The organism is Pantoea stewartii subsp. stewartii (genome assembly GCF_008801695.1).
Classification (GTDB): domain Bacteria; phylum Pseudomonadota; class Gammaproteobacteria; order Enterobacterales; family Enterobacteriaceae; genus Pantoea; species Pantoea stewartii.
The window spans coordinates 26,487-41,958 of sequence record NZ_VZPF01000044.1; the positions used below are offsets into that span (position 1 = coordinate 26,487).

The 15,472-nt window shown below is 54.6% G+C and carries 15 protein-coding genes and 2 pseudogenes; 11 read left to right on the plus strand and 6 right to left on the minus strand.

What is annotated here, in order from left to right; genetic code table 11:
• The first annotated feature begins 102 nt into the window (after nucleotides 1–102).
• Nucleotides 103–615: a GNAT family N-acetyltransferase gene (locus F7Q90_RS14310; protein ID WP_044241489.1), complete on the plus strand. Its 513-nt coding sequence runs from the start codon at nucleotides 103–105 to the stop codon at nucleotides 613–615.
• Nucleotides 616–664: 49 nt separating this feature from the next.
• Here F7Q90_RS14310 and F7Q90_RS14315 read toward each other — a convergent pair whose 3' ends face one another.
• The 4 genes from F7Q90_RS14315 to F7Q90_RS14330 all read right to left on the minus strand — a co-directional run bounded on the left by F7Q90_RS14315 (nucleotide 665) and on the right by F7Q90_RS14330 (nucleotide 3,109).
• Entirely contained in the window at nucleotides 665–1,375 is a 711-nt protein-coding gene (locus F7Q90_RS14315) for an ArsR/SmtB family transcription factor (RefSeq protein WP_044241491.1), read from the minus strand.
• Nucleotides 1,376–1,380: 5 nt separating this feature from the next.
• Complete coding sequence (locus F7Q90_RS14320) at nucleotides 1,381–1,764, minus strand: amino acid-binding protein (RefSeq protein ID WP_006118271.1); 384 nt, start codon at nucleotides 1,762–1,764, stop codon at nucleotides 1,381–1,383.
• Nucleotides 1,757–2,080 (minus strand): antibiotic biosynthesis monooxygenase family protein, encoded by a 324-nt coding sequence (locus tag F7Q90_RS14325; RefSeq protein ID WP_006118272.1) that lies wholly within the window; start codon nucleotides 2,078–2,080, stop codon nucleotides 1,757–1,759. The genes F7Q90_RS14320 and F7Q90_RS14325 overlap by 8 nt, the downstream gene beginning before the upstream one ends.
• 171 nt (nucleotides 2,081–2,251) lie before the next feature.
• On the minus strand, nucleotides 2,252–3,109 hold the full coding sequence (locus tag F7Q90_RS14330) for an SDR family oxidoreductase (protein WP_006118273.1): 858 nt from the start codon (nucleotides 3,107–3,109) through the stop codon (nucleotides 2,252–2,254).
• Nucleotides 3,110–3,212: 103 nt separating this feature from the next.
• Here F7Q90_RS14330 and F7Q90_RS14335 point away from each other — a divergent pair, with 103 nt between their 5' ends.
• The 8 genes and pseudogenes from F7Q90_RS14335 to F7Q90_RS14370 all read left to right on the plus strand — a co-directional run bounded on the left by F7Q90_RS14335 (nucleotide 3,213) and on the right by F7Q90_RS14370 (nucleotide 10,194).
• Nucleotides 3,213–3,596, plus strand: a complete 384-nt coding sequence (locus F7Q90_RS14335; RefSeq protein WP_006118274.1) for a winged helix-turn-helix transcriptional regulator — start codon at nucleotides 3,213–3,215, stop codon at nucleotides 3,594–3,596.
• Between the two features lie 951 nt (nucleotides 3,597–4,547).
• Nucleotides 4,548–5,960 (plus strand): annotated as a pseudogene (locus F7Q90_RS14340) (cytochrome ubiquinol oxidase subunit I).
• A gap of 1 nt (nucleotide 5,961) precedes the next feature.
• Nucleotides 5,962–6,966 carry a cytochrome d ubiquinol oxidase subunit II gene (cydB, locus tag F7Q90_RS14345; protein ID WP_006118276.1) on the plus strand — a complete coding sequence of 335 codons (1,005 nt, stop codon included), beginning with the start codon at nucleotides 5,962–5,964 and terminating at the stop codon, nucleotides 6,964–6,966.
• Nucleotide 6,967: 1 nt separating this feature from the next.
• A complete protein-coding gene (locus tag F7Q90_RS14350) occupies nucleotides 6,968–7,135 on the plus strand; it encodes a DUF2474 domain-containing protein (protein ID WP_006118277.1) in 168 nt (55 codons plus the stop codon).
• A 223-nt stretch (nucleotides 7,136–7,358) separates the two neighbouring features.
• A complete protein-coding gene (locus F7Q90_RS14355) occupies nucleotides 7,359–8,225 on the plus strand; it encodes a helix-turn-helix domain-containing protein (RefSeq protein WP_006118278.1) in 867 nt (288 codons plus the stop codon).
• Nucleotides 8,226–8,391: 166 nt separating this feature from the next.
• Nucleotides 8,392–8,586, plus strand: coding sequence for a hypothetical protein (locus tag F7Q90_RS14360; RefSeq protein WP_006118279.1), 195 nt, complete (start codon nucleotides 8,392–8,394; stop codon nucleotides 8,584–8,586).
• Between the two features lie 212 nt (nucleotides 8,587–8,798).
• Complete coding sequence (locus F7Q90_RS14365) at nucleotides 8,799–9,581, plus strand: siderophore-interacting protein (RefSeq protein WP_044241494.1); 783 nt, start codon at nucleotides 8,799–8,801, stop codon at nucleotides 9,579–9,581.
• Nucleotides 9,582–9,660: 79 nt separating this feature from the next.
• Nucleotides 9,661–10,194 carry a PadR family transcriptional regulator gene (locus F7Q90_RS14370; protein WP_006118281.1) on the plus strand — a complete coding sequence of 178 codons (534 nt, stop codon included), beginning with the start codon at nucleotides 9,661–9,663 and terminating at the stop codon, nucleotides 10,192–10,194.
• A 16-nt stretch (nucleotides 10,195–10,210) separates the two neighbouring features.
• Here the strand turns inward: F7Q90_RS14370 and F7Q90_RS14375 are convergent, their stop codons facing one another.
• Complete coding sequence (locus F7Q90_RS14375) at nucleotides 10,211–10,504, minus strand: SelT/SelW/SelH family protein (RefSeq protein ID WP_006118282.1); 294 nt, start codon at nucleotides 10,502–10,504, stop codon at nucleotides 10,211–10,213.
• 257 nt (nucleotides 10,505–10,761) lie between these two features.
• Here F7Q90_RS14375 and F7Q90_RS14380 point away from each other — a divergent pair.
• Nucleotides 10,762–11,253 (plus strand): annotated as a pseudogene (locus tag F7Q90_RS14380) (CinA family protein); the annotation flags it as partial.
• Between the two features lie 19 nt (nucleotides 11,254–11,272).
• On the opposite strand, the gene acuI reads toward F7Q90_RS14380, so the two are convergent.
• Nucleotides 11,273–12,256 carry an acrylyl-CoA reductase (NADPH) gene (gene acuI / locus F7Q90_RS14385; protein WP_006118283.1) on the minus strand — a complete coding sequence of 328 codons (984 nt, stop codon included), beginning with the start codon at nucleotides 12,254–12,256 and terminating at the stop codon, nucleotides 11,273–11,275.
• Between the two features lie 581 nt (nucleotides 12,257–12,837).
• Between acuI and F7Q90_RS14390 the strand changes: the two genes are divergently transcribed.
• Nucleotides 12,838–14,988, plus strand: a complete 2,151-nt coding sequence (locus F7Q90_RS14390) for an ornithine decarboxylase (RefSeq protein ID WP_006118284.1) — start codon at nucleotides 12,838–12,840, stop codon at nucleotides 14,986–14,988.
• Nucleotides 14,989–15,472: the final 484 nt, after the last annotated feature.

Sequence of the window (15,472 nt, forward strand, 5' to 3'; positions counted from 1 at the left end):
TGCCTGGGCCAAAAGGGGCTGTTTTTTCCCTGTGCGGCAGGAAAATGAAGCAAAAGTGGCATGATGTAAGAAAATACCCTCTGGGGTGCCCTGTTAAGGAGAATGATCGTGCGTTCCTTTACTCTGCGACGACTCACCAGCAGCGACAGTGTAGGCTATCGCGCCATTCGGCTGGACGGATTACAACGCCATCCTGAGGCGTTTGGCGCGGATTATGCGCGTGAGCGCTCAGAACCTGACGCGTTTTTTGCGGCTCTGCTGCAAAACAATACTGTGCTGGCCGGATTCGATCCCCAGGGCGAGATCGTGGGCGTGACGGGTTTACGCTTCCATCCCGGCCAGAAACAGCGGCACGTCGCCACGATTTGGGGAATGTATGTGCTGCCTGAGTGGCGGGGAAGCGGCCTGGCGAAGACGCTGCTCATGACCGCAATCGCGCAAGCCCGTGAATGCATCAGCATCCGGTTTGCCGTGAGCGCCACCAATGCAGCAGCAACGGCCCTGTACCGGTCTGCTGGATTTACGACCTACGGAACAGACGTCGCGGCGCTGTATGTCGACGGTGTGTTCCACGATACCGTGCTGATGCGGCTGGACTTAACGGCTATCGGCTGAGGCGCACTGCCAGCATGCCCGCGCGTGGTATAAGGCGAAAAGGAGGCTGTCAGACGAGGCGGAGGTTAAATATGCGCGACAGCCCAGTTTGGCCGCGTGCGGTGACGCCAAGCTCCCGATAGCCGGGCGTCTGCTGTAGCCAGGCTTTTTGTATCATGAAGCGCAGCAAGGCTGCACCGGCCTCGCCACCAAGATGAAAGCGCCTCTCACTCCAGTCCAGGCAGGGGCAACAGGGCTTTCGTCGCGACGGCGAAGTCAGCTCGATGCCTGTTGCGGCAAAATGCGCCTTGCCCTCCATTGTGAGCGCCGTACCATCCGGCATCAGCCAGCCCGCTGACTGCATAGCATCATAGATACCGACGGCAATCTCACCGGCCAGATGGTCATAACAGGTGCGGGCTCGCCGGAGCCGGTCTGGCGTGGTTGTTTTCAGGACTGAACCGGGCCGGGTCGAAATGCCCATCAGGTTTTCCAGCAGGCCCGCCACCTCATGGCTGGCCAGACGGTAATAACGATGCCGTCCCTGTACCACGCAGGTTAGCAACCCTGTCTCCGTCAGCTTATTCAGATGGCCGCTGGTAGTGGAGGGCGCAACGTCAGCGACCACGCTCAGCTCGGTCGCCGTCCAGGCCCGGCCATCCATCAGGGCACAGAGGATGTGCATGCGCGAGGTATCCGCCAGCGCAGTGGCCACCGTCGCCATGCTGAAGGTCAGAGAAGAGTGTGTGCTGTCATCACACCGGGCCGCCATGCGTGTCATTCTGCTCATCCTTTCCACTGGCGGGTCAGTGCTTCGGCCCGCCTGTCATCATCGGTAATCAGCACCAGCCAGTTGCTGTGATCGCTGTACTGCGCGCGAATATTAATGCCATTTTGCGCCAGGCACTGCGCAATTTCACCCAGTTCACCTGGCCGCTGCTGAGGGAGTTTTCGGCGCAGTGGCCTTCGGACGTCCCTGACATCGAAACCGGCATTCACTAACACCTGCCGGGCGCGCGGGCCATCCTCCACCAGAAAATGAGCGTGACTTTCCTTGCCCGTTGAAAAGACGCCGCCGCCTTCCAGGCCGATGCCATGCTGCCCAAGCAGTGTTCCAAACGCGGCCAGCGACCCCGGTTCGTTCCTGAAGACCACATAAAGATTAAACATGCCGGGTGTTCTCCTCTGGACCAGCATAATCACGCATAACCTTCGCAACGCGCAGGCGGTAATGGCTGAAAATTGTGTTCTGGCCTTCCCGCTGTGCCGACTGATGCAGGCTGTTTTCCCGCCAGTGACGCACCGCCCGTTCATCTTCCCACCACGACAGGGACAATATCTTGCCAGGCTCGCTCAAACTCTGAAAGCGCTCAATCGCGATAAATCCCGGTATCCTGTCCAGTTCGGGCCGAAGTTCGGCCGCCAGTTCAATGTAACGCTGTTGCGCTGCCGGTAAGGCCTCTGCTTCAAAAAGTACGGCAATCATTTCTCTCTCCCTTAAGTCAGCCTGCAGACAGCGTACCCGATGCAAAAGCGGTTACTTCGGTGTGCACCGAATCGTGGCTGATGGAGCAACAGAAAGGGGAGAAAGGGAGTGAGAGAGGATAATCGCTGCGGTTAACCGGCAGGGCTTAACCGCAGCGTAAGCGTGAGTGCGTTATCCCTTTGTCAGCGCCGCGCGGATCACCTCGGCATAAGGCGTGGTGGGGCGACCAAGCAGTTGGCTCAGTGTGCGGGACGCATCGAACAGACCGCCCTGAGCGGCACCCGCATCGGAATCTGCCAGAAGCTCTGCCAGCGGGGCCGGCAAGCCTGCGCTTTTCAGTGCGGCGGCAAAATCTGCCTGTGGCAGATTGACGTAATCCACCTTTTCGCCGCTCTGCGCGGCGATTTCAGCCGCAAACTCCGCCAGCGTATAGCTGTCATCGCCGGCCAGCTCGTACACCTTGCCCGCCTGGCCGTCACGCACCATAACTTCCGCTGCCGCGTCGGCATAATCCCGACGTGCCGCAGAAGCGATACGGCCCTGTTCTGCCGCACCGAGAAACGCATGATGCGCCAGGGCAGGGGCGATGCTCGCCGTGTAGTTTTCGGTGTACCAGCCGTTGCGAAGCAGGGCATAAGGGACGCCAGACGCTGCCAGCAGGGCTTCGGTAGCCCGATGCTCAGCGCCCAGCGACAGCGGAGACTTATCCGCATGGAGGAGGCTGGTATAGGCGATAAATTTCACGCCTGCGGCTTTAGCGGCATCAATAACTGCACGGTGCTGCGCTTCACGCTGGCCCACTTCACTGCCGGAAATCAGCAGGAGTTTGTCGACCCCTTGCAGGGCGGCCGTTAAGGTTTCTGGGCGGTTGTAATCCGCCTCACGAACGTGAACACCACGGGCGGCGATGTCACTCGCTTTCGCCGGCGTGCGTACGGCGGCAACCAGCGTATCTGCGGCTACTTTTTTCAGTAATGCGTCGATAACTAAACGGCCCAGTTGGCCTGTTGCTCCAGTCACTGCGATCATCACATAGCTCCTTTAAGAGGACAGTTGGTCAACAGCAGCCTATGCGATATGCTAACTTTTAGTAAGTACTTACAGAATTGTTAGGATGAAGGGTTTTGTTTAAATGACTGATAAATTAGGCGAAAAATTTATGCGCGGCGAATTGCTGAATGTTAACTGCCCGTCGCGCGATGTGTTAAAGCGCATTACCAGTCGCTGGAGCGTATTAATTTTACTGGCGCTGAAAAATGACACGCTGCGTTTTAGCGAACTCCGGCGTGCAGTCGGCGGCGTCAGCGAACGTATGCTGTCGCAGAGCCTGCGCTATATGGAGGAAGACGGCTTTGTTGAGCGCATCGCCTACGATGTTGTGCCGCCGCATGTTGAATACCGACTGACACCGCTGGGTCTGGAAGTAGGGGAGCAGGTGGTAGGACTGGCCGACTGGCTGGAGATGAATGTAGAACGCATCCTCGCCCACCGGGAGAAACAGTCCGCCGACGCGTAAGACCGTTCATAAGACGGGACCGAAGCGCGCAGAGAAACACTCCCCTCGGCCACCGTAAAAAAATGCCTGTCCGACATAACAGATTCATTCTGCGTCGGGCGGTTTTTATTACTCACAGCATTTCTTTAACATCCTTTTTACCAGGCGACTTTTTCCTGAGGTTTCTGGCTGCGTTAATTATTGCGCGTGATAAAGATGTGATGAGTTATTTACATATTGCATATGATTTTTAACATTCCTGACCGGTTGAGCTTCGTTTTCCTGCCCGGAAATAGCGAAGCCAGAGTGCGAAAAACCGGACGTATTCTAAAAAAAAGCATCATAAAGCGCAGATAAGATAAATATCCTGCTAACAATATAATAAAACACGTGATTCCCCTGTCAGAACGGTACTTTTCTCTGTTTAACGAAGCGCGGAAATGGCGAATGACGCTTAAAAACAGCGAGTTGCGTTATTTTTTAGCGGTAATCTCGTTTGGCCGTTACGGCTCCGTGCAGGGTCTGTTTTAATAACAATAATGTCACATTGCCCCTTTGAAATTAACGTTTTGCTTATCCGTCCTAAATAAGAAAACTTTCAACAAAAAAATGATCTTAATCAAAAAATACTGTTATAGTTTTTACTTATCTGATTGTCTCTGTTTTACCAGGACGAAGCATCTTACATTCGTCATGGCATTTTTCCATGCAATGGAGTGACATGCTTTGTGTATAAGTCGTTAATTATAAGTAACTATATGTGGTGCTCTATGTGGCAAAGAGGGGCTTTGTTGAATAATAGGTAATCATTCTGTTTTGTCTGCACTGTTTTGGTAGAAAACGCTGATGCCAGACAGAACACCGTCATACGCAAGCATGTAACGCATTGATTTTATGTTATCTGAAACAACCGTTTTCATAGTACCACAGCATAAAATCCATTTATTCAACAAAGCCGCAAAGAGGTAAGCAATGTTTGGATTAGATGCCTTTCATCTCGCCAGGATCCAGTTCGGTTTTACTGTTTCCTTCCATATTATCTTTCCCGCCATCACCATCGGTCTGGCCAGCTTTCTTGCTGTGCTGGAGGGAATGTGGCTCAAAACACGTAATCAAACCTACCGCGATCTCTATCATTTCTGGTCGAAAATTTTTGCGGTGAATTTCGGCATGGGCGTGGTTTCCGGGCTGGTCATGGCGTATCAGTTTGGGACCAACTGGAGTGGTTTCTCCCAGTTTGCCGGCAGTATCACGGGTCCCTTGTTGACCTATGAAGTGTTAACGGCTTTCTTCCTTGAAGCGGGCTTTTTAGGTGTGATGTTATTTGGCTGGAACCGCGTTGGCCCGGGGCTGCACTACTTTGCGACCTGCATGGTGGCACTGGGAACGTTGATTTCCACCTTCTGGATCCTGTCTTCTAACAGCTGGATGCAAACACCGCAGGGCTATCTCATTCAGAATGGCATCGTGGTGCCAGAAAACTGGTTTAAAATTGTCTTTAACCCGTCCTTTCCTTATCGCCTGTTACATATGTCCGTGGCGGCATTTTTGGCCAGTGCGTTCTTTGTCGGATCGTCGGCGGCCTAGCATCTGCTTAAAGGAAATGACAATCCTGCCATCCGTAAAATGTTCTCAATGGCGTTGTGGATGGCGCTGATTGTCGCCCCTGTGCAGGCCATGATTGGTGACGCGCATGGACTGAACACGCTGGAGCATCAACCTGCAAAAATTGCGGCCATTGAAGGCCACTGGGAAAACCCACCCGGTGAAGCCACGCCATTAATACTGTTTGGTTTACCGGATATGGAAGAGGAACGTACTAAATATGCGCTCGAAATCCCGTATCTGGGCAGCCTTATCCTGACGCACAGTCTGGATAAACAGGTCCCGGCGCTGAAATCTTTCCCGAAAGAGGACCGTCCTAACTCCACCATCATTTTCTGGTCATTCCGCGTCATGGTGGCAATGGGACTGTTAATGATCACCCTTGGCGTAGTCAGCCTGTGGCTGCGTTACAAAGGACGCCTGTACCAGTCGCGTCCGTTCCTGTGGTTTGCTTTGCTCATGGGACCCTCCGGCCTGATCGCGATTTTAGCAGGCTGGTTTACTACCGAAATCGGTCGTCAGCCCTGGGTAGTTTATGGCGTTCAGCGAACGATTGATGCGGTATCTCCCCATGGCGAAATGCACATGAGTATCAGCCTGCTCGCCTTTATTCTGGTTTACTCCTCCGTCTTCGGTGTGGGTTATCACTATATGATGCGCTTGATTAAAAAAGGGCCGGTCACCGGCGAAGGCGATACCGTGGAAACAGGTGGCCCCGGACAAATCAAAACGCCAGCGCGCCCGCTCTCTGCGGCCACTCACCATCATGAGGAGCGTTGAGATGATTGATTTTTCTGTTATCTGGTTCGCGATTATCGTTTTTGCTGTCCTGATGTATATCGTCATGAATGGTTTCGACCTGGGCATCGGCCTGCTGTTTCCTTTTAACAAAGACGCAGGCGAGCGCGACATGATGGTCAACACCGTTGCGCCTGTCTGGGACGGCAACGAAACCTGGTTAGTGCTGGGCGGCGCAGGACTGTATGGCGCTTTCCCGCTGGCCTATGCGGTAATAGCCGATGCGCTTTCCGTGCCGTTAACCGCCATGCTGATTGGGCTGATTTTCCGTGGCGTCGCCTTTGAGTTCCGCTTCAAGGCTGTCGAGCACCATCGGGCCTTCTGGGACAAGTCGTTTATTGCCGGTTCACTCCTCGCAACCTTTAGCCAGGGCGTTGCCGTCGGCGCGATGCTGGATGGCATTCCTGTCGAAGGCCGCAGCTTTGCTGGCTCGACGATGGACTGGCTGGCCCCGTTCCCGCTGTTCTGCGGCGTCGGGCTGGTTGTGGCATATGCGCTGCTGGGCTGCACCTGGCTTATCATGAAAACCGAACATGAACTGCACCGTAAAATGTCAGCCCTGGCGACACCGCTGTTGATTGCGCTGTTGTTAATTATTGGCATCATCAGTATCTGGACACCGTTCACGCATCAGAACATTGCACATCGCTGGTTCACCACGCCAAATCTGTTCTTATTCCTGCCGGTGCCTGTACTGGTGCTGCTGTGTGCATGGGGACTGCGCCGCGCAATCAAGCGCGAGGCGCATTATTCGCCTTTCCTGCTGACGCTGGCCCTGATTTTCCTGGGCTTCTCGGGTCTGGGTATCAGTATCTGGCCGAATATTATTCCGCCCTCGGTATCCATCTGGGACGCCGCGTCCCCGCCGCAGAGCCAGGCCTTTATGCTGGTAGGTAGCTTACTGATTATTCCAATGATTCTGGGATATACCTTCTGGAGCTACTACGTGTTCCGTGGAAAAATCAAAGCAGACGAAGGATACCATTGATATGCAGACCCAGGTCAGCAGCAAAGAACGTCAGAATGAAACCCGGTCACCGTGGTGGAAACGCGTGCTGTGGCTGGTGGTCATCTACAGTGCCAGCGTGCTGGCACTCGGTGTGGTCGCGACGCTGTTCAGAATGATGATGACCGCCGCAGGCATGCGTAGCCACTGAGTCCTCCGAACGAAGCAGTGCATTCCTGACTGCCTCCGTTGTTCCCCTCGTCCTTCCATAAGCCAGCCTGTGTGCTGGCTTTTTAAAGTAGTAACCCAGGCAATTAATGCGCTTTTTGCCGCTATCCGGCCCTGGCTGGCCCATGAGCCATGACATCCTGCAACGCTTTTTGTTACTATTTTATTACAAATCTTTCCCTCTTTTTTCTTTTCACGTTTTTAAAATGCTAAGTCAAACCATAAAAAAACAGCATATAAATGATTTAGTCGACTGGATTGAAGCCAACCTGACCAACGACATTTCCATCGATCTGATTACGCTCAAATCGGGCTATTCCAAATGGCATATGCAACGTTTGTTCAAAGAGATGACCGGACAAACGCTGGCGGCCTATACGCGCAAGCGCCGCTTAACCCTTGCCGCTATGGCGTTACGACTGACGCGCATGCCGTTAATTGATATCGCCGTCCGTTTCGGGTTTGAAAATCAGCAAAACTTTAACCGCGTGTTTAAAAATCACTTCTCTGTTACGCCGGGCGGTTTTCGCCGTCTTAACGTGCTGCCTGTCCGGTATTTTCACGGCCGTATTGCCCAGCGCGAGCCAGTCATGCCGGTATCGCTTTACCGGCGCGAAGAGGAGTTGCTCCTGCAGGGCGATACGCTGGAATGGGAATGCCCGTATGGCGACTATATTCGCGACCGGCATCAGCGTATGGCCGGCCTGGTACGCCATTTTGTCCGTACGCAGCAGGGCGACGCGCAAGGATGGCTGGGATTTCAGTATGGCCCCGGCAACGCGTCCGTCGATCAACAGCACATCAGCCTGTTTCGTGGCGTCGCGCTGGCAAACACGGATGCCGGGCCAGGCGATCTTCAATGCCGCACGGTGCCTGCGGGGCTTTACGCCCGCCTGGCATGGCGTGGCTCACCGGAAGAACTGACGCGTTTCATCGCGGATATTTACTACCTTTATCTGCCGCAGTTGAATGTAGCCTGCCGGCCGGGAATGGATTTGCTCTGTCTGGATTTAACCCGATGCACAGCCGACAACATTGAAGGCGTGTTCTCTATTCCTGTCACGCAGGGATAATGCACATTATGTGCGTCAATGTGTGATAAAGCGCACGATTTTATAAGCAGGCTGGCAGGCAAGGCGTAAAATCCTTACCGAAACGCTGAGCGCAGCTACGCATACTGTATTTCCTTCTCAGCGCTGGATATTCACCTGCTTTTTACGCCTGAACAGGCAAAATACCATGACCAAAATAACGCAAATAGCCGCCTTTTTTCTGACTGTCGCGCTGTGTGCCGCTCCCGGCCTGGCGACTGCACAACTCACCGATCCCGGCAATGTTCGCACAGGATTACATCCCGGCAGTCAGGCCGGCCACAGCGAGATACTCGGTGACAGCTCGCTGCCGCAAAACAGCGGACAAAATCAGGCGCAGTAACCGCCCGATGACCGACAGTCCTCCTTTAAAAGGCGCGTAAGCGCCTTTTTGCTTTTCAGCGATAAAAGGCCGACAGATGTGCCTGCACGTACTGCCGGACCGCATTTTTAGTCATTGTTCTTAAGATATATCATAGCTATTCTCTCCGACTGACATGAGAATGATTTTTGTTTACTAAGGTTGCGTACAACCCTGTTTTTCGGAGAGCCACTGTGCCTGCATCTTCTTCCCGCCGTTTACCTGAACGTATCCGTAACGCGCTCCGCTTTCGCTGTATTCACGTTGCCACCAAAACCAAAGTGGCTGACCGGTTTTGGCGCATCGAGTTTACGGGCGACGACCTGAAAGGATTTAATTCGCCCGGTTTTGATGACCACATCAAAGTCTTTTTCCCGCCCACCGCTGACACGACGCTGCAACTGCCGACGATGGACGAGGACGGCATTCACTGGAAAGACGGCTTGCGGCCGGCTGCGCGTGACTACACGCCGTTTGACTTTGATGGTGAATCTTCGCTGACAATCGATTTTTACCTGCATGAAAGCGGTGTCGCCAGCGACTGGGCCGCGCAGGCACAGACCGGCGACAGCCTGATTATCGGTGGACCTCGCGGTTCTCTGCTGGTCCCAACGGATTATGCTTTCCAGCTTTATGTCTGTGATGAAACTGGTCTGCCTGCGTTTCAGCGCCGCAGCCGCAGCATTGAAGCCGAAACCCTGCACCTGTTTGCCTTCACCGATGAAAAAACGGGGCGTGACTACTTAGCGGACACCGGCAAGGCAAATGTGGCCTGGCTCGGTAGCCAGCAGATGACGCAGGCGGCTTTGCCAGCCCTGACGGCGGCGCTGGATAAGATAGCGATACCGTCGCATGACGCTTTTATCTGGCTAACGGGAGAAGGGCGCGTCGTTAAACAGCTCGCTGACTACTTCACAACGCAACGCGGCGTGGATGCTGATCTTGTGCGTGCGGTTGCTTACTGGCATCACAAGTGAGTGACCTGCCGTTGATTGAATTTTACCTAGTGGCCCTCTACCATCAGGCTCTTTCTCCTTAAACAGGCAGAGGCGACAGATGGATTCGGCCCATTCAGAACAGGATAACCGCAGCCAGTCTGCGCGGCCTTGCGCAGCGAGGCGGAAGCGCCGGGAAAAGATGCTTGATGCGGGTGAAATGCGCCTGTTGATGCTGCATTTTATCGCTCAGCGTGCCTCGCACGGTTACGAGCTGATTAAATGCGTTGAAGAACTGTCGAAAGGGGAATATTCCCCCAGCCCGGGTATTATTTATCCCAACCTGACCTTGCTTGAGGAAATGGAGGCCATTGAGATTGTCGATCCCCAGGCGGCGAGAAAGGCTTATGTAGTGACCGCAACGGGCCAGGCGATGTTAGAGGCCGAAGCCCAGCCATTGTCGCGTTTGATTACGCGCCTTTCCTCGCTGGCTGTATTAGTCAACAACCGCAGTATTCCCGACATAGAACAGGCCATCTTTCAGTTTAAAAACGCCTTAAATGGCCGTCTGGCACAGCAGGACATCACGGACGAAACACGGCATAAGATTGTGGCTGCGTTGAACGCAGCCGCTGAGCAAATCAGCCGCAGTTAACGCCGGATTGCGCTCGTCAGCTTCCGTCAGTTTTGTTTTTGTCGATGTGTCCCAGTGAACGTTCCGGAAAGCAGATGTCTCTGACACGCTGCTTGAGCACCTGAGCATCGGGAAAGCCGCCGTCACGTTTACGTTCCCACACCAGATGGTCATCTACCGTTACTTCAAATATGCCGCCGCTGCCGGGGCGAAGCGTGACGCTGGCCAGGTCCTGAGCAAAAGTGTGCAGCAATTCCTGTGCCATCCAGGCTGAGCGCAGCAGCCAGTTACACTGGGTACAGTAGTGGATCACAACGACAGGTTTTTGCATATTCTTTTCTCCTTTTCCTGAATAAGGGCTGTCAGCGATGTTACGCAATGGCAGACAGGCTACATGAAACATCTACAGGCTGACCGGGACAAACCGGTTCGCGTTGCCAGCCGAAACGGCAGAGAACGATGGGCGACGTGTTAGCCGAAACGGCACAGGCCATTTTCCCGTTTACGCTGATAAAACATCAGATTAGCCGCATCAGATTACTGAGTTTCAGCCATACTTTACCTGTGACAGAAAACAAAGGAAAACTCATGACCATGAAACTCAGTCAGGCTGCTGAACAACTGGGTCAGCAGCTTTTATCCTCTGGTTTGCGTCTGGCAACCGCAGAGTCCTGCACGGCGGGATTGATCAGTATTACGCTGGCGGCGGTCGAAAACAGCGGTAATTTTTTTACCAGCGGCTTCGTCACCTACAGCGAAAGCGCCAAAGTGCGTCTGCTTGGCGTTAACCCGCAAACGCTGGAAAATCACACTGCAGTCAGCAGAGAAACCGTGTGTGAAATGGCGCTGGGGGCGCGTGAACGGTCCGGCGAACCGGTGAGTCTGGCGATAAGCGGCTATGCCGGACCGGACGGCGGCGAAGATGGTACGCCTGCAGGCACTATCTGGGTAGAATGGACATTGCCTGATGGCAAAGTCGTTGCCCGTTGTCAGCACTTTTCTGGCGACCCCAAAGCCGTCATGGAGCAGGGCGCGAGCTGGGCACTGCAGGGGCTAAGCGCGTTACTGATGCAGCAGGATGCGCCGCCCATAAAGACCGTTAGCGGCAGTCCACCACCAGGCGGCCGCGAACCTTGCCTTCAAGCAGATCCCGCGCGCCCTGACTGGCTTCGCTCAGTGGGATGACCGTGATCATCTGAGACAGTTGCGCATCATTCATCAACTGTCCGAGCCGTTGCCAGGCCTTCTGGCGAAGCGGTTTAGGGCACATCACGCTGTCCACGCCCGCCAACGTCACGCCGCGTAAAATAAAAGGCGCGACGCTGGTGGGCAGATCCAGCCCCTGAGCCATGCCACAGGCGGCGACAACGCCATCGCGCTGCGTACCCGCCAGAACGTTACTCAGCGTATGGCTGCCCACGCTGTCGATAGCCGCGGCCCAGCGCTCTTTGCCCAAAGGTTTGCCCGGCTGAGACAGTTCAGCACGATCCATAATCCTTTTCGCACCCAGCGTGTTGATCAGCCAGTTTTCATCGCTGGCGCGGCCGCTGGAGGCGATCACCTCGTAGCCGAGTTTTGCCAGCAGGCTGACGCTAAAGCTGCCCACACCGCCGCTGGCACCGGTGACCAGTACGGGGCCGCGATCGGGCGTAACGCCCTGTTTTTCTAAAGCCAGCACGCACAGCATGGCGGTAAAACCGGCGGTGCCAATGGCCATCGTATTCAGTGGCGATAAGCCGTCTGGCACGGGCACTAACCAGTCGCCTGCGACACAGGCTTTTTGCGCCAGGCCGCCCCAGTGTTTTTCTCCCACGCCCCAGCCGGTCAAAATAGTGGTGTCGTCCTGCTTCCAGTCGGAATGCTGGCTGGCGACTACGCGACCGACGAAATCAATCCCCGGCACCATGGGAAATTCACGGACAATCGGGCCTTTATTACAGATGGCCAACGCATCTTTGTAGTTCAGGGTGGAATAGTGCACGTCGAGCGTGACATCCTGGTGGGGCAACTGTGTTTCGGAGAGTTCTTTTAACTCGGTACGGTAACCTTGTTCGTCATTTTCAATGACCAGTGCCTTAAACATACAGCCTCCGTCAGGCGTAAGAATCATCAGGCAAGTTTACGCCCGACAGCCTGAGAGGGCCAGGTACTGGCCCGACAAGTACCCCGCTCTGAGGCATTATCAAACATTCAGGTGGCGGGGCGGCAATGTCCTGACATGGCATAATTTTGCATTGATTACAGAAGCTTAGTCGCTTAAAGATATTGCAACTGAATGATATGTATTGTTTTTTATTTTAAAGTTATTGACCAGATATTTAACGTTGTCGGGTTGTCCCTGTCAGTAATAAATGACATTATTGCCGCCACATTTTTCCCCGCCGCCACCCCAGACAGAGGACGCTATCATGTCCGGATCAATGCGTTTTTGCACTTGTTCCCACTCGCCAGACCTGGCGCATGACCTGTTTTCCGCCGTCATACCGGTTACACAAATTTCCGTCACTATGCGGTGACGCCAGCCTGGTCGTTGCTGTTGGACATGAGTAAGGACTACTCTTTACTGATGTCTATCGGTTTGGCCCGTCAGATATCATTCGCCGGGGAAATTTCCCTATTGCCGTGCCTCAGGCACCCACTCCCTGACTGTTAGGGATTTGTGTTATGACACCACTTAAAATTGCTGCCAGCGCTGCCGTTGCGCCAAGTCTGTCCCTGAATACTGCGCGCGACGTGGTCACGCTGGATAATACTGATTTTACAGATGTGGCGGCTGTGGTCGTCTCGCTTGCGGATACACGCAGTGGCGTGCTGGCCTTATTGCGGCATACCGGTTTTAACTTACCGGTGTTTGTTGCCAATGCCTTTGAAGAAGAGGTCATGCATCTGCCCGGCGTGACGGGTGAGTTGAACGGTGAACCGCAGGACTGGGCGGCACTGGAAACGGCGGCGCAGGCGTATGAAGCTGAGTTGCTGCCCCCGTTCTTTGAAACGCTGACCCGCTATGTCGATATGCAAAACAGTACATTTGCCTGCCCCGGTCATCAGGGCGGTGCCTTTTTTAAAAAGCATCCGGCAGGTAAGCAATTTTATGATTTTTATGGCGAAAACGTTTTTCGCTCAGACATGTGTAACGCTGACGTCAAGCTGGGCGATCTGCTGATCCATGAGGGATCGGCCAAGCATGCACAGAAGTTTGCTGCCAAAGTTTTTAATGCCGATAAAACCTACTTTGTGTTGAACGGCACCTCAAGCGCCAACAAAGTGGTCACGAATGCCTTGCTGACGCGCGGCGATTTAGTGCTGTTTGACCGCAACAACCACAAGTCCAACCACCATGGGGCGCTGATTCAGGCTGGCGCAACGCCCGTTTATCTCGAAGCGGCCCGTAATCCGTTTGGCTTCATTGGCGGCATTGACGCGCACTGTTTTGATGAGGATTATCTGCGTGCTCAGATCGCCAACGTGGCCCCTGAGCGAGCGCAGGAAGCACGTCCTTTCCGCCTGGCGATTATCCAGTTAGGCACCTATGACGGCACGGTGTACAACGCGCGTCAGGTGGTGGATCGCATAGGTCATCTGTGTGACTACATCCTGTTTGACTCCGCCTGGCTGGGCTACGAACAGTTTATTCCGCTGATGGAAGGCTGCTCACCGCTGACGCTGTCGTTAAACGAAAAGGATCCCGGCATTTTCGTGACGCAGTCGGTACACAAGCAGCTTGCGGGCTTTTCACAGACCTCGCAGATTCATAAAAAAGACAACCATATCCGCGGTCAGAAGCGTTTCTGCCCGCATAAGCGATTGAATAACGCCTTTATGCTGCACGCCTCTACCAGCCCGTTTTATCCGCTGTTTGCCGCACTGGATATTAACGCCAAAATGCACCAGGGCGAGGCGGGACGTCGCATGTGGGACGAGTGCGTCATGCTGGGCATTGAGGCGCGCAAGGCAATCTTTGAGCGCTGCGATATGATCCTGCCTTTTGTTCCTGAAACGGTGAACGGCAAACGCTGGCAGGATGCGCCCACAGAGGAGATCGCGCGGGATCTGCACTATTTCAGCTTCGAACCCAACGCCAAATGGCACGGTTTTGCGGGATACGATCGCGATCAGTACCGCGTCGATCCCTGCAAACTGCTGCTGACCACGCCGGGCATTGACGCGGCAAGCGGCGAATATGCTGACTTTGGGATTCCGGCGACGATCCTGGCCAACTACCTGCGTGAAAACGGCATCGTGCCGGAAAAATGTGACCTTAACTCCATCCTGTTTCTGCTTACGCCAGCGGAAAGCCCGGAGAAAATGGCCAACCTGGTCGCCATGCTGGCGCAGTTTGAGCAGCATGTAAAAGACGACACGTTGCTGGCTGAAGTCCTGCCCACGCTTTACCGTAAGAACGCCAAACGCTACGCCGGTTACACGTTGCGCCGCCTGTGCCAGGAGATGCATGACCTGTACGTAAGCTTCAATGTGAAAGATCTGCAACGTCTCATGTTCCGTGAGCAGGGCTTACCTCAGGTCAAAGTGAATCCACAGGACGCACATCAGGCTTATATTCGCGGTGATGTGGAGCTGGTGCCGATTGCGTCAGCAGAAGGGCGCATCGCCGTGGAAGGCGCGCTGCCTTATCCGCCTGGCGTACTCTGTGTTGTTCCCGGTGAAGCCTGGGGTGGGGCGGTACAGCGTTATTTTCTTGCGCTGGAAGCAGGCATCAACCAGCTCCCGGGTTTTTCACCCGAGCTACAGGGCGTTTACACCGAGGAAGATGCCGAGGGACGTAAGTACCTGGTGGCGAACATGATGCAGGGGTAAGTGCTGGGTGGCTGTTTGCACAGCCTGGCTGGAATCAGGGGCCATGGCTGGCCCTGAGATGGTTTGAGCCGCTGGCAGCTTATGAAACGCTGAGAGGGTTTTGCTCGCCAGGCGGCCTGGAGTTTCAGTCTGCCCTGTGCGGACGACCGACAAGGGGCCGCCAGCCGCCGCGGCCCCTTGACCCCGGCTCCTGTCCTGCCCAATTCCCCCGCTCTAACATTTGCGCCTGTTCAGGCGTTTTTATTGCTTTGGATACAGATAATGAGTTGCAGTGATGCTTGCGCGAGCAGGCGTTGAGAAGGTTTGAGTCGCTGACAGCTTATGAAACACTGAGAGGGTTTCGCTCGCCAGGCGGCCTGGAGTTTCAGTCTGCCCGGTGCGGGCGACCGACAAGGGGCCGCCAGCCGCCGCGGCCCCTTGACCCCGGGCTCCCGTCCTGCCCACCCGCCGCTTCGCGGTGCCTTCGCTCCTTCAGGATTTCTGC